General features: G+C 58.5%; 11 protein-coding genes. 8 read left to right on the top strand and 3 right to left on the bottom strand.

Features of this window, described 5'->3' with window-relative positions; translation table 11 throughout:
- Nucleotides 1–342: 342 nt before the first annotated feature.
- Entirely contained in the window at nt 343–1,539 is a 1,197-nt protein-coding gene (locus JC200_RS13145) for an ROK family transcriptional regulator (RefSeq protein WP_274432153.1), read from the bottom strand.
- A gap of 226 nt (nt 1,540–1,765) precedes the next feature.
- Here JC200_RS13145 and JC200_RS13150 point away from each other — a divergent pair, with 226 nt between their 5' ends.
- The 8 genes from JC200_RS13150 (at nt 1,766) to JC200_RS13185 (ending at nt 12,191) form a co-directional block, all read left to right on the top strand.
- Entirely contained in the window at nt 1,766–2,380 is a 615-nt protein-coding gene (locus JC200_RS13150) for a polysaccharide deacetylase family protein (protein WP_274432154.1), read from the top strand.
- A gap of 121 nt (nt 2,381–2,501) precedes the next feature.
- Nucleotides 2,502–3,836 (top strand): ABC transporter substrate-binding protein, encoded by a 1,335-nt coding sequence (locus tag JC200_RS13155; protein ID WP_274432155.1) that lies wholly within the window; start codon nt 2,502–2,504, stop codon nt 3,834–3,836.
- A gap of 60 nt (nt 3,837–3,896) precedes the next feature.
- The gene (locus tag JC200_RS13160; RefSeq protein WP_274432157.1) at nt 3,897–4,790 is read left to right on the top strand and encodes a carbohydrate ABC transporter permease; all 894 of its coding nucleotides are present in this window, start codon (nt 3,897–3,899) and stop codon (nt 4,788–4,790) included.
- A 5-nt stretch (nt 4,791–4,795) separates the two neighbouring features.
- Entirely contained in the window at nt 4,796–5,671 is an 876-nt protein-coding gene (locus JC200_RS13165; RefSeq protein WP_274432158.1) for a carbohydrate ABC transporter permease, read from the top strand.
- Between the two features lie 32 nt (nt 5,672–5,703).
- The gene (gene xylB / locus JC200_RS13170) at nt 5,704–7,248 is read left to right on the top strand and encodes a xylulokinase (protein ID WP_274432159.1); all 1,545 of its coding nucleotides are present in this window, start codon (nt 5,704–5,706) and stop codon (nt 7,246–7,248) included.
- Nucleotides 7,245–9,578, top strand: coding sequence for a glycoside hydrolase family 3 N-terminal domain-containing protein (locus JC200_RS13175; protein WP_274432160.1), 2,334 nt, complete (start codon nt 7,245–7,247; stop codon nt 9,576–9,578). Before xylB ends, JC200_RS13175 begins: the two co-directional genes overlap by 4 nt.
- Before the next feature lie 19 nt (nt 9,579–9,597).
- Entirely contained in the window at nt 9,598–10,908 is a 1,311-nt protein-coding gene (gene xylA, locus JC200_RS13180; protein WP_274432161.1) for a xylose isomerase, read from the top strand.
- A gap of 20 nt (nt 10,909–10,928) precedes the next feature.
- Nucleotides 10,929–12,191 (top strand): aldose 1-epimerase, encoded by a 1,263-nt coding sequence (locus JC200_RS13185; RefSeq protein WP_274432162.1) that lies wholly within the window; start codon nt 10,929–10,931, stop codon nt 12,189–12,191.
- A gap of 559 nt (nt 12,192–12,750) precedes the next feature.
- Here the strand turns inward: JC200_RS13185 and JC200_RS13190 are convergent.
- Together JC200_RS13190 and JC200_RS13195 are read right to left on the bottom strand one after the other, a co-directional pair.
- The gene (locus JC200_RS13190; protein ID WP_274432163.1) at nt 12,751–13,422 is read right to left on the bottom strand and encodes a hypothetical protein; all 672 of its coding nucleotides are present in this window, start codon (nt 13,420–13,422) and stop codon (nt 12,751–12,753) included.
- Nucleotides 13,419–13,970, bottom strand: a complete 552-nt coding sequence (locus JC200_RS13195; protein ID WP_274432164.1) for a TlpA family protein disulfide reductase — start codon at nt 13,968–13,970, stop codon at nt 13,419–13,421. Before JC200_RS13195 ends, JC200_RS13190 begins: the two co-directional genes overlap by 4 nt.
- Nucleotides 13,971–14,117: the final 147 nt, after the last annotated feature.

The following is a 14,117-nucleotide window of genomic DNA, read 5'->3' on the forward strand; positions in this document are numbered from 1 at the left end:
ATCCAGCATAACGCCATTTCAGCGCGTTATCGATTCCAGAATTGGCCGTCACGCGGTTTTAACGCACTCTGAGGACACTAACGTTTGCGGATAACGCGCTAGCGGGCGCGTTATGGGGGGCGGGTCCCGGTGTCGGATGCGGTCCCGATGTCGGATGCCGTCCCGGTGTCGGATGCCGTCCCGGTGTCGGATGCGGTGTCGGAGGTGCCCCCGGGCAACGGCCCCCGCGCCCTACCTCGCGTCGCCGTTGCCCTCGCCGTTGCCCTCGCCGTTGCCCTCGCCGTTGCCCTCGCCGTTGCCCTCGCCGTTGCCCTCGCCGTTGCCCTCGCCTCGCCGTTGCCCCTACCGCGCTCCGGCACGAGACGGTTCCGCGTGCGCGTACGGAAACGGCCCTTGAAAGTAATCGTTTAAGGCCAAGGAGGCGGCGCCAGTCGCGGTCGCGTTTCGGCCCAGGGAAGATAGCTCGACGCGTGCCAGTGAACCTGGGACCCCGAGTGCGGCGGTGTGGATGACTTCTTTCACCGAGTTGAGCAGATATTCTCCGGCCTCGCTCAGGCGATTGCCAATCACGACGAGGCTCGGATTCAGGCCGTTAATCACGTTACTGATTCCCATGCCGAGGTAGCGGCCGACACTGTCGACGGCTTCGATGGCGTTTTGTTCGCCGACAGCAAGCCGATGCATGATCTCGTCAAACGGCACCGCGGCCCCGGCGAGTTGGGTGTACTTGGAAACTAGTGCGCGTGTGGACGCGTACATTTCCAAACAGCCGCGGCTCCCGCATGAACAGCGCAGGCCCCGCGCTTCGACAATCATGTGCCCAAACTCACCGGCGGTGCCGCCGCTGCCGCGGATGAGTGTGTGATTTAGGACGATCCCGACGCCAATTCCAGCCCCGGTACTAAAGTATACGGCGTTTTCATCCGCTGTCCCGACGCCGAACAACTGCTCGGCCAGCGCTCCTGTGTTCGCCTCGTTGTCGATAAACACAGGCAGGTTGATATGCGCTTCCAAATATGCGCGCAGTGGTACATCGGACCAGCCTAGGTTGGGGGCGTAGAGGACGTTGCCCGAAGCAAAATCCACGAGGCCCGGCACGCCGAGACCGACGCCAATAATCCCGAGTTTTGACTGCGGTGTCTTCGTCACCTCTTCATTGATGCAGTTGACGATTTCAGCCACGACGCTGCGTACGTCCGTGGTCGGGAGCGGTGATTCATAGCTGGAGACCACTCGTCCAGCCAAGTCGACCGTAAGAACGCGGACGTAATCAATCCCAAGTTCGACACCAATCGCGTAGCCGGCAGTCGCGTTAAACCCGAGCATGCGAGGCCGGCGGCCGACGGCTGAGCGAACTGAGCCGAGTTCAATCACCAGGCCCTCCTGAATGAACTCATCGACAATGGAAGACACTGTCGCTTTGTTCAGGCCACTTTCTACCGAGATCTGCGCGCGGGAGATCGGACTCTGATTGCGGATCAGGTTCATAATGATATTTTTGTTCAATTCCTTGATAAGTGTCTGGTCGCCAGTTCTCATATGTCATGTTCCCATCTGATGAGAGGTATCTCACTTGTGTAAATCTGCTCGCGAATAAGTGACAAGTGTTAATTACTCATTATACAGTCATTTCTCGTTTGCTCACATTGAATTATACTTGTAATTGTTTTAGTGTCAAACAAACTAATGTAAACAAAGTGAGGAATGGCAGGCGTCTACGCGGCCTGCGAGGGACGTGCATTCACGAGACCGGGAGGGGTTTTCTATGTCGGACGCTAAACATCGGGCGAATGGGATGACGATGCTGCCAACGGCGGAGAGAGTGCTCGCACTTACCTTCGACGATGGGCCGGACGCAGAGTTCACGCCGAGAGTACTCAACATTTTGCGCCGCTACGGGACTTGCGCGACGTTCTTTTGCCTAGGCGCCGAGGTTGCTGCGAACCCTTTGGTCGCTATGCGCATCGTGGCAGAAGGTCATCAGATTGCCAATCACACATGGAGTCATCCGCACGCTGCAGACGTTACGGTCTCCGAGCTTTTGCGAGAGGTATCGAATACATCGGATGCAATTGCAGAGGCTACAGGCGAGCGCCCGCGCTGGTTTCGGCCACCATTCGGGGAACTTACAGACGTCCAAGCAGCGGCCATTTCAGAGGCCGGCTACAAGGTGGCGTTCTGGACGGTGGACTCGCTCGACTGGTCCGGGATTGCTGGGCCGCAGATTGTCGCGAATGTTGTGCCGGCACTGGAGAACGGCGCCATCGTCCTGCACCACAGTGCGGGGAATGTGGCGGGAATTGTCGACGCGCTGCCCGATTTGATTGAGGTGTGTCAGCGACTTGGTTTCCGATTTGTTCGCTTAGATGAAGTTAGCTAGACGAACAGTTGGGAGCGTTTTCAGCGAATCTCTCAAATTGATGTTGTAAACAGAAAGGAAACGATCTACAATTCCTTTTAGTTTATTGGATAGCCAAACTTAAGAGCCAGGGGTGAATAATGTGAAAAAGGCTAGCAAGGCATTGTTCGCAGGTGTAAGCGTTCTCGCGTTGGCCGGACTTGTTGCTGGTTGTGGTTCTACAAGCGGGACGAACTCAGGTAACAGCTCGACAGGTTCGAGCAGTGCTGCGACTAAGTTGACTTTGTGGAGCGTGGACAGTGGCGTGGCCGAACAAGTGGACCAGAAGCTGGTCTCGCAGTACAACAAAGCCAACCCGAACACACCGATTACGGCACAGTTCTTTCAATCCAATCCGTACCTCCAGAAGCTGCAAATCGCGATGGGGGCAGGCCAAGCTGCCACTATCTTCATGAACTGGGGAGGCGGGCGCCTGTACAACTACGTGACCCCTGGGAAAGTGGTGGACATCACTTCGCAGTTGAATGCGGACCCGACGTGGAAGAACAAGTACCTGCCGTCCGTTATGAAGTCCGTCACCTTTAACGGCAAGGTATACGGTGTGCCATTTGGAAACATGCAGCCGGTGAACTTCTTCTACAATAAAACGCTGTTCAAAAAGTACAACCTCACACCTCCGACGACGTGGAATCAGCTGTTGTCTGACATTCAGGTGTTTAAGTCGCATGGCGTGATTCCGATTTCGCTCGGTGCGAAGGACAACTGGCCAGACCTGATGTACTTCGAGTACCTCGTCGACCGTATTGGCGGTCAGCAGCCCTACAACAACGTCGCAGCTGGGAAGCCGAATGCTTGGAGCAATCCGGTCATTTTGCAAGCACTGAAGGATATGGAGCAACTGGTCAAGGCGGGTGCCTTCGAGCCGGGCTACAGCGCAGTCGGTTCGAACGACGGTTCCGACGCAGCCCTGCTCTACAGCGGCAAAGCAGCCATGTGGCTGATGGGCAGTTGGGGCTATGGCTCCATCATGACGAGCGACAGCAGCTTCATTTCGCAACTCGGCTGGTTCCCATTCCCGGCGGTGACGGGCGGTAAGGGCAACCCGGCTGACGTCGCAGGCAACCCGAGCGACTTCTACTCCATCCCGACATCTGCCACCCCTGCACAGCAGAAAGCGGCGATTAATTTTCTGAAGAACTACAACCTGAACCAGCAGAACATCACGAACTTGCTCAACATCGGCTACGTCCCAGCGGTGAACGGCATCAGTGCGCAGTTGCAGCAGTCTAAGGAAGCGTCGTATGAGACGTTCTACTACAACTTGGCCAAGAACGCTCCGTACTTCCAGCAGTCTTGGGACACCGCGCTGCCGGCGGCAGAAGGCAATGAACTCGATACAGACCTCGGCAAGTTCATGGTCGGTCAAATGACGACGAGCCAGTTCGTGTCAGACATGAATTCGTATCTCAACAAGTGAGTATGTAGCCGGGAGAGGGGACTCTCCCGGCCATAAGCGACATGTAAGGAGTGTGCGCAAATGCTGGGCTCCCGCATGAACTGGCAACGCTGGGTCATGATGCTGCCGGGCGTCATCTTTTTCGGGGTATTCGCGCTGCTGCCCATGTTGGTCGCTGTGTACTACAGCGGATTGAACTGGGACGGCGTCTCGAAGGCGACCTGGGTCGGGTTTTACAACTGGACGCACGCCTTTGCCAGTGGGCAGGCGCTGCACTCCCTGCGGTTGACCGTCGAACTGATGGTCCTGTGCTGGATTCTCCAGAATCCACTGAGTCTCGTGCTTGGCGTGTTTATGGCCGGCAAACAGCGGCACCGAGTTGTCTACGGCGTGGTGTACTTCATTCCGCTGCTCTTCTCCGCGGTCGCCATCGGCATCACGTGGTCGTACATCCTCGACCCCGAGTTCGGACTCGTCGACTCTCTGCTACAGTCAATCGGCATTGGCAACGGCACGGAAAACTGGCTTGGCAACCCGAGTCTGGCGATGTTTGTCGTCGCATGCATCATTGCGTGGCAGTTTATTCCGTTCAACTCCCTCTTGTATCAAAGCGGTGCAAAGCAGATTCCGGCGTCGCTCTACGAAGCAGCCATGCTGGATGGAGCTGGCCCAATCCGATCGTTCTTCCACATCACGCTGCCGCAGTTGAAGTACACGATTATCACGACGACAGTGCTCATTCTCACCGGTACGCTCACCTACTTCGACCTGATTTACGTGGTGACGAACGGTGGCCCTGGTGACTCCACCGAAGTTTTGGCGATGGACATGTACAAGGAAGCGTTCACCAATCTGAATATTGGCGCTGGCAGTGTCATCGCGGTCATTCTCGCGGCAGCAGGACTGCTTCTATCCATCCTGATCCTGAAGTTTACCGGGTTCAATCGGATGGAGAGCCAGATGGAGGGGTCGTGACTGAGATGGGGACACAGACGGCAAGTGTTCAACAAGCGAAGGTCAGACCCAGGCGCAAAACTAAAGTCACCGGTCATGGCATCGCGTTTACGGCCTTTGGCACAATCTGGCTGATTATCGCGGGGTACCCGCTGCTGTACATGGTCATGACCAGCTTCCGGACGCAAAACGGTTATTTGACTGGGAAGCCGTGGCTGCCGCCGACGCACCCGACGCTCAGCAACTACACACAGGTGCTGCAGGCTGACTTCTTTCACTACTTCCTGAACAGCGCCATCGTCTCCGTATCTTCCGTGGTCTTGATTGTGTTGTTTGCGCTGTTGCTCGCATATGTCATCGTCCGATCGCGCAGCCGCACGGTGCGCACGGTGTTTAACGCGTTTTTGGTTGGCTTGGCGCTGCCGATTCAGGCCGCCATCATCCCGGTTTACATTTTGATCAACAAGCTTGGGCTGTACGACACGCTCATCGGCATGATTCTGCCGATGGTCGCATTCGGTTTGCCGCTGTCGTTGCTCATTCTAGTGAACTTCGTTCGCGACATTCCGAACGAGCTGTATGAGTCGATGGGACTCGAGGGTGCTACGGACTTTCAGATTGTGCGCTACTTGGTGGCGCCGCTTGCGATGCCAGCCCTCGTGTCGGTCGGGATCTACGAATTCATCCAGTCGTGGAACAACTTTTTGTTCCCGCTGGTTCTCACGCAAAGCCGTTCCGTTCAGGTCCTCCCGCTTGCAATTGTCCAGTTCCAAGGGCAGCACACGATTGACGTTCCTGTCACGATGGCTGTCGTCATCTTCTCAGCGTTGCCGCTCATCTTGGCCTACATTTTTGCGGGCAAATACCTGCGCAGGGGCATCCTGGCCGGGTTCGGCAAGTAAGCAGTGCGACGACAGACTGATCGAGGTGACAGATGGACAGACAGCGAGTTGTACTAGGCATTGACGTTGGCACCTCGGGCACCAAAGTGATTGCGGTTCGTCTCGACGGCACCATCGTGTCGGTGGCGACAGCTTCCTACGAGATGATGACGCCGAAATCGGGCTACGCAGAACAGCATCCGGAGGACTGGTGGAGCGCAACTGTTTCAGCCATACAAACCGTGATGACACAAGCGGGTGACGTTTCGGTGGCAGGCATCGGCCTGTCCGGACAAATGCACGGGCTCGTGCCGCTCGACAAACAAGGCCGGGTGATTCGTCCGTCCATCATCTGGTGCGACCTGCGCTCGGACGCGGAGGCGCTGGAACTCGAACGTGCTGTTGGGCGCGACACTGTGATTCGACTCACGGAAAATCCGCCGCTGCCGAACTTTACCATCACGAAAATCCTCTGGATGAAGCACCATGAGCCTGACCTCTACAGCCGGATCGACAAGGTCCTGCTGCCAAAAGACTACGTCCGCTACCGCCTGACCGACTCGTTTGCGATGGATGTGTCGGACGCATCCGGCACGCTGATGCTCGACGTCGCGAAGCGCGCGTGGTCGAAGGAAATGTGCGAAGCGGCTGGCATCCCACTTGAATGGCTGCCGCCAGTGTACGAGTCGAACGAAGTGGTGGGCCACCTGTCGGCGACCGCGGCGCGCCTGCTCGGTTTGCCGGAAGGTGTCCCGGTCGTGGCGGGCGCGGGCGACCAAGCCGCAGGCGCCATCGGGCTTGGCATCGTCGAGCCTGGCACCGTCTCAGCCGTGTTCGGGACGTCCGGTGTCGTGTTGGCCGTCACTGACAAGTCTTTACGTGATCCTGCTGGCAGACTCCACACCTTCTGCCACGCCCAGCGCGACAGCTGGTTCGTCATGGGCGTCACGCAGGCTGCTGGCGGGTCCTTACAGTGGTACCGCAACCGGCTTGCGCAAATGGAGCAAGCGGTCGCAGCGCGCTGTGACGCCGACATCTACACGCTCCTCATGAACGAGGCGGAGACGGTGGCACCTGGTGCGGACGGGCTGTTGTTCTTGCCCTACCTGATGGGCGAGCGCAGTCCGCACCTTGACCCGCAGGCGCGCGGCGCATGGATTGGCCTCGAGTGGCGGCACACCGCGGCGCACCTGGTCCGAGCCATCCTTGAAGGCGTGTCGTTCAGCCTGCGCGACTGCTGGGAAGCGATGCAGGAGCTTGGCGTGACATCGTCCGGGTGGAAAGCATCCGGCGGGGGCGCGAGCGGCCGGCTGTGGATGGAAGTGTTCGCGAGTGTCATCGGCGAACCTGTGCAGATTTTGCAGTCGAGTCACGGTCCGGCGCTTGGCGCGGCCATCTTGGCAGCCCAAGGCATCGGCGCACTGTCCGAAGACCCGGCAGCGATTCAAGCGTGGCTTGGAACTGGCAACAGCATCCCGCCGCGCGCAGACTGGGCGGACTTTTACAACGACCTGTACCCCTTGTTCCAAGAGGGCTATCGGGTGACGAAGAACCTGATGCACGACCTGAACGGGTTGGCAGGGAGGTTGCAAGCATGAGTGAACTGTACCGGGACGCGAGTCGGCCCGTTGAAGAGCGCGTCGAACACTTGTTGTCTTTGATGACACCACAGGAAAAGAGCACGCAACTCGGTAGCTTGTGGGTGTACGAAGTGCTGGAGAAATCGACGTTCTCGAGGAGCAAGGCAGAGGCGCGGATGAAGGACGGGATTGGCCAGATCACGCGGATCGGCGGGGCCAGCAGCCTCGACCCTGTGGACGGTGCGGAGGTCGCCAACGAGATCCAGCGCTACCTCGTGAACGAGACGCGCCTTGGTATTCCGGCCTTGGTGCACGAGGAGTCGTGCAGCGGTTATATGGCCAAAGGCGCGACGCTGTTCCCGCAGACGATTGGTGTCGCGAGCACGTGGAACCCGGACTTGACGGAGAAAATGGGCGAAGTCATCCGCACCCAGATGAAGTCCGTCGGCGCGCACCAGGCCTTGGCGCCGCTGCTCGACGTCACACGCGACGCGCGCTGGGGCCGCGTCGAAGAGACGTTCGGCGAAGACCCGTACCTGGTCACGCAGATGGGACTGTCGTACGTGCGCGGTCTGCAGACTGCAGACGTGCGCGACGGTGTCATCGCGACCGGCAAACACTTCGTCGGCTACGGCGTGTCGGAGGGCGGCATGAACTGGGCGCCGCCGCACATCCCGGAGCGTGAGCTACGCGACGTCTTCCTGCAGCCGTTTGAAGCGGTTGTGCGAAAGGGCAAGCTCGGCTCCATCATGCCAGGCTACCACGAACTGGACGGCGTGCCATGTCACGCTTCGACTTCACTCCTGACGGACGTGTTGCGCAAGGAGTGGGGCTTCGACGGCATCGTGGTGTCGGACTACTTTGCGGTCGACATGCTGCACAGTTACCACCACCTAGCCGATGACAAAGGGCAAGCAGCGCGCATGGCCTTGCAAACGGGCGTCGACGTAGAGTTGCCGAGCATCGACTGCTACGGCGCAGCGCTCGTCGAGTTGATGGAGCGGGGCCTGATTGATATGGAGCTCGTCGACGCGGCTGTACGGCGCGTGCTCACTGCGAAGTTCCGCATGGGGCTGTTTGAACACCCGTACGTGGACGAGTCGCAGGTCGCCCTGGTGTTCGACAACCAGGAGCAGCGCGCTCTGGCGCGGACAATTGCGCAGCAGTCCATCGTACTCTTGAAAAACGAAGGCAACATGCTGCCGCTGCAAAAGGACGTGGGGACGATCGCCGTGATCGGCCCGAATGCACACAGCGTCCGCCACCTGCTCGGCGACTACGCGTACCCGTGCCACATCGAAACGCTGCAGGACATGACGAACACGTTTAACACGGCGGTGCCGGAAAAAATCGAGCTCGACTTAAACTTCGTCGCGATGCGCACTGTGCTTGAAGCCATCCGCGACAAGGTGTCGCCAGAGACGCGCGTCGTGTTCGCGCAAGGCACACAGACGCTAACGGGATCGCAGGCTGGCATCGACGAGGCGGTTGCCGTCGCGAAAGCGGCGGATGTCACGATTCTTGTCGTCGGAGACAAGGCGGGCCTTATCGACGGCTGTTCGTCCGGTGAGTCGCTCGACCGAGCAAGCCTCGATTTGCCGGGCCTGCAGGAGGAACTGGTTCGCGCCGTGCACGCGACGGGCACCCCGGTCGTCGCAGTGCTCGCGAACGGCCGACCGCTCTCGATTAACTGGCTGAACGACTACGTGCCGGCAATTCTCGAAGCGTGGCTGCCTGGCGAAGAGGGCGCCGCCGCAATTGCGGATGTGCTGTTTGGTGACTACAACCCGGGCGGACGCCTGCCGATGTCGGTGCCGCGGTCGGTCGGACAAGTGCCGGTCTACTACAACCACAAGCCGTCCGGCGGACGTTCGCACTGGAAGGGCGACTACGTGGAGATGAGCGCAAAGCCGCTCTACCCGTTCGGCTACGGCCTCAGCTACACAGAGTTCGCGTATTCCAACCTGGTCGTCTCGGACGCTCCCGCGCCGGTCGACGGCCGTGTAACGATTCAGGTCGACGTCACCAACACGGGCGCTGTCGCGGGCGAAGAGGTTGTGCAGTTGTACGTGCACGACCCGTACGCCAGTGTGACGCGGCCGGTGAAGGAGTTGAAAGGGTTCCGGCGCGTAGCGCTCGCGGCTGGCGAGACAAGGACCGTGACGTTCGTGCTGCCAATCTCGTCGCTTGGGTTCCACAACGTGGACCTGAACTACGTCGTTGAACCGGGCGTGTTTGAGGTGATGGTCGGGAGTTCATCCGAGGACATTCGCCTCACCTCATCGTTTGAAGTCACGGGTGAGCCGACCCTCATCAAAGACAGAGAGTACACCACAGAGGCTTTCTAACCGGAGGAGGAGATGAATCATGACATACTTTGAGGGCGTCGACAAGATTCAGTTTGAAGGCCCGGATTCGAAAAATCCGCTCGCATACAAGTACTACAATCCGGATGAAATTGTCCTTGGCCAGCGGATGGAGGACTACCTGCGCTTCTCGGTCGCGTACTGGCACACGCTCGTCGCAGACGGCACGGACCCGTTTGGCGTCGCGACAATGCAGCGCCCGTGGAATGGTTACTCCGGCATGGATTTAGCCAAGGCGCGCGTCGAAGCCGCGTTTGAGCTGATTGAGAAGCTCGGCCTGAAGTACTTTGCCTTCCACGACAGAGACATTGCTCCGGAAGGCGACACGCTGACTGAGACGAACCGCAACCTCGACGTTGTCGTCTCGATGATCAAAGACTACATGAAGTCATCCTCCGTCAAACTGCTGTGGAACACGGCGAACATGTTCAGCAACCCGCGCTTTGTGCACGGCGCCGCCACTTCGCCGAACGCGGACGTGTTCGCGTACGCGGCTGGACAGGTGAAGAAGAGCCTCGAGATTGGCAAAGAACTCGGCTCTGAGAACTACGTCTTCTGGGGCGGACGCGAAGGGTACGAGACACTGCTCAACACGGACATGGGGCTTGAACTCGACAACCTAGCGCGCTTTTACCACATGGCCATCGCGTACGCGAAGGAGATCGGCTACACCGGCCAGTTCCTGATTGAGCCGAAGCCGAAAGAACCGACGAAGCACCAGTACGACTACGACGCAGCGAGCGCCATTGCGTTCCTGTACAAATACGACCTGATTGGCGACTTCAAGCTGAACATCGAAGCGAACCACGCGACGCTCGCTGGCCACACGTTTGAGCACGAACTGCGGGTGTGCCGCACGTACGACGTCCTCGGTTCGGTCGACGCCAACCAAGGCGACCCGCTGCTCGGCTGGGACACTGACGAGTTCCCGACGGACCTCTACAACACGACGCTCGCGATGTACGAAATTATCCAAAACGGTGGCCTGCACAGCGGCGGCTTGAACTTCGACGCGAAGACGCGGCGCGCCTCGTTTGAGGCGAACGACCTGTTCTACGCGCACATCGCCGGCATTGACAGCTTCGCCAAAGGCTTCAAGGTGGCGGCGAAACTGGTCGAAGACGGCGTACTCGAAGACGTCATCGGCCAGCGGTACGGCAGCTATAAGAGCGGTGTCGGCGCGGACATTGCAGCGGGATCGACAGATTTCAAGGTACTCGCCGAGTACGCCGCACTGCGCCCGATAACGAACCAGTCGGGGCGCCAGGAGATGCTGAAGTCCATCTTCAACCAGTACCTGACGAGCCTGTAATGGCGGGGGCCAGAGTGCTGGTGGACGCGGCACGGAGGGGAGACGCAGCACGGGCGGGAGACACGGCACGGACGGGAGACACGGCACGGACGGGAGACACGGCACGGACGGGAGACACGGCACGGACGGGAGACACGGCACGGACGGGAGACGCAGTGGAATCGACTTTTCACGGGGAGCGCGCCGTCGTTTTGCAGTGGGGACACCTGCAGGCGACTGTGCTCCCCGAAGTCGGGGCCAACTTGGTCAGTTTTCGCGACCTCGCGCGCGGCTTCATGTTCTTGCACGAGCCGGGTGCGGACGAGATGGATGACTTTAGGCAGAAGCCGTATCTGTACGGCATACCGGTTCTCTTCCCCCCGAACCGCTACGACGGTGGGACGTTCACCTACGCAGGCAAGCGGGTTCAGTTGCCGGTGAACGAAGCCGAGACTGGGACACACTTGCACGGGTTCTTGTACGACACTGCTTGGGACGTCAAGGACTCCGGCAACAACCGGGGCGAGAGCTACGTGGTGTTGTCGGTGGCGGTGGATGAAGCGCACCCTTTGTATGCGCAGTGGCCGTTTTGCTTCACGGTGGAACTGCGGTACGGGCTGAACGAGTTTGGGCTCTCGCAACGCATTTCGGTGCGAAACGACGGAGACGACCTGATGCCTTGTTTGATTGGGTTCCACACGGCGTTTAACGCCCCGTTCACAGAGCACGCCGGCGCCGGGCGAGAGGGCGCAGAACCAGGAGGCGCAGAACGACGAGGAAGCGCCGAAGCTTACCGTTGCCGCATTTCTATCGGCGATCGCTGGGAACTTGACGATCGCGGCTTGCCGACCGGCGCGAAGTTGCCGCTGACCGCGTACGAGCAAGCTCTGCGCGATGAAGGGGCGTATCCGTTCGCAACGCCGATGGACAATCACTACACGGCCCTTACGCGGGGCGGATACAACCGCATGGAACTGTGGGACATGCGGTCCGATGTGACGCTCGTTTACGACGTGGGGCCACGTTTCCGCCAGTGGATGCTTTGGAACCACTCTGGTCAGCCTGGGTTCTTCTGCGCGGAGCCCCAGGTCAACGTGGTCAACGCCCCGAATCTGATGCGTGGGCCAGACGCCGGCGATGCTGCGAATCTGGTTGACTCAGTGAATGTGGTTGATGCTCCGCGAGCGGTGAATGACTGGAAGGCTGGGCTGGCTGCGGACGAAATCGGGCTGATCCCGGTGCGACCTGGTGAGGTGTGGGAAGCACATTCCCGCCTGTACGCGCGCGATGGCGGATTGAACTAGGACCCCACGCAGTCGTGGTACCTCCGCAGACGTCGTCGTGTTCGAGAGGGCGGGAGCGTGGTCCTATGGAGCGGCGTCGTAACGGAGAGAGCGGCGTCGTAACGGAGAGAGCGGCGTCGTAACGGAGAGAGCGGCGTCGTAACGGAGAGAGCGGCGTCGTAACGGAGAGAGCGGCGTCGTGCCCGAGAGAGCGGCGTCGTGCCTGAGAGAGCGGCGTCGTGCCTGAGAGAGCGACGTCGTGCCTGAGAGAGCGGCGTCGTAACGGCACAGAACAGCTTATTCGCTCAATTTCAGACGGGAAGAAGGTAGATAAGCGGCCTCAGGCCGCTTATTTCCTCTTTTGGGGCTTGAATTTGGCCATTCCGACTGCTGTAGGCCGTTGTGGGCCGCCTATTAGGCGGCCTCAGCCCGAGAAAGTATCGGATAAGCGGCTGTGTGCTGTTATTGGAGGACAGCATCCCGCGACATCCCGCGACATGCGACGACATGCGACGACATGCGACGACATGCGACGACATGCGACGACATGCGACATCGCGGTGTGGCGAAGAGCAAGGCTTTACATTTCGCGCTGATGCCCCGACCTCTTTTTGATGTCCGACATTGCCTCACGCCCCAATCCCGCTAGAAGGATGCCTACACCTAACCACTCATTGGCGGTAAGCCCAGCGAGCCTTTCTAACGGAGGGGTCAGGGTTGTGGTGATCAGCCATGTTACCGCCACAACAATCCACAACCAATGAATCCACGCACGCACATCGTTGTAATTTTGCAGGGATAGGATGAGGAGCAAGCACATGATCGAGAGAACGATGATGTCACGCTGAAGATACTCAGCGTGATCGACAAAGAGACGCACGATCAACCAGACGCCTGTAGCGAACAAAATGGTGTTGGTTAAACCATGCAGCACAGACTGATCCGCCGCGACTACTTTGTGAAGTCGCTTGTAAAGGAGGAGAGCAGATGCAAGCAGACCGAACAGCCAGCCATAGTCAGGGGCTTGTGCGAGCACCGTCCAGACGTTCAAATGGATGACTTCGGTTGGATATACCAGTAATCCCGAGAACCTTGCCGTGATAAAGTACGCTACTAAAACCTCGCCAATCATTGGTGTCAAGGTGGAGCGTAGCTGTTTGTTCTGTAGACGCAAAAACACCCACGCCGCCACGGCACACACAGATATCGCTACGAATTGTGAGGGGATTCGCTCTAAAGTAGTGAAAATCATGAGTTTTCAATCCTGTTCAGCATGGAGGTTAATTCCGCATGAGGAATTGCTCCCGAGAAGCGCGCGACAATTAAGCCTTTGCGGTTGATAAAGAACGACGTGGGGATTGCGATCACGTCGTACAAGTTGCTGGCAGCGGCCGTCTTATCAAGCAGCACCGGGTACTGAATCCCGAATTTTTTTACGAATGCTTGCACGTTAGGCAGGGTGTCCTGGTTCGTCAGATTGACGCTGATAAATGAAACCTTGTTCCCATATTTTCGATATGCCTGTACGATGTCCGGCGTTTCCGCTCGACATGGGGGACACCAAGAGGCCCAAAAGTTGATAAATATCGGCTTACCGGCGTACTGGGCGAGAGAAACGGACTGCCCGTTTGAGAGTTGGGTGAGGGTGAAAGGGGGCGCTGAATATCCCTCGAAAGGGTGGGTAATTGCCGATGGGTTAGTCGCGATTGGTGCCGATGCTTTTGGATGAGGTGTGAGGACAGTCAGCAGCAAGACAGTCACCCCTGCGCCAATCATGCTCCATTTTAGACCTAAATTCATATGACCTTCCCCCTAATCACGATCCCGACGTCCATTGTATCCATTGTGCACATCTGTGACGTGATCATCATTCCCAAATTGATATTGTGTACTTTTCCATTGGGCTGGGTGAAGAGGTCATTGTCCGATATCACCGTGTACTTAGTT

Origin of the sequence: Alicyclobacillus sp. ALC3, assembly GCF_028751195.1 — a bacterium.
Taxonomy (GTDB): Bacteria; Bacillota; Bacilli; order Alicyclobacillales; family Alicyclobacillaceae; genus Alicyclobacillus_L.

Excerpts from the sequence above, each read along its gene's own strand:
- JC200_RS13145 (WP_274432153.1), bottom strand. The coding sequence starts at position 1,539 with ATGAGAACTGGCGACCAGACACTTATCAAGGAATTGAACAAAAATATC.
- JC200_RS13150 (WP_274432154.1), top strand. The coding sequence starts at position 1,766 with ATGTCGGACGCTAAACATCGGGCGAATGGGATGACGATGCTGCCAACG.
- JC200_RS13160 (WP_274432157.1), top strand. The coding sequence starts at position 3,897 with ATGCTGGGCTCCCGCATGAACTGGCAACGCTGGGTCATGATGCTGCCG.
- JC200_RS13165 (WP_274432158.1), top strand. The coding sequence starts at position 4,796 with ATGGGGACACAGACGGCAAGTGTTCAACAAGCGAAGGTCAGACCCAGG.
- xylB (WP_274432159.1), top strand. The coding sequence starts at position 5,704 with ATGGACAGACAGCGAGTTGTACTAGGCATTGACGTTGGCACCTCGGGC.
- JC200_RS13175 (WP_274432160.1), top strand. The coding sequence starts at position 7,245 with ATGAGTGAACTGTACCGGGACGCGAGTCGGCCCGTTGAAGAGCGCGTC.
- xylA (WP_274432161.1), top strand. The coding sequence starts at position 9,598 with ATGACATACTTTGAGGGCGTCGACAAGATTCAGTTTGAAGGCCCGGAT.
- JC200_RS13190 (WP_274432163.1), bottom strand. The coding sequence starts at position 13,422 with ATGATTTTCACTACTTTAGAGCGAATCCCCTCACAATTCGTAGCGATA.
- JC200_RS13195 (WP_274432164.1), bottom strand. The coding sequence starts at position 13,970 with ATGAATTTAGGTCTAAAATGGAGCATGATTGGCGCAGGGGTGACTGTC.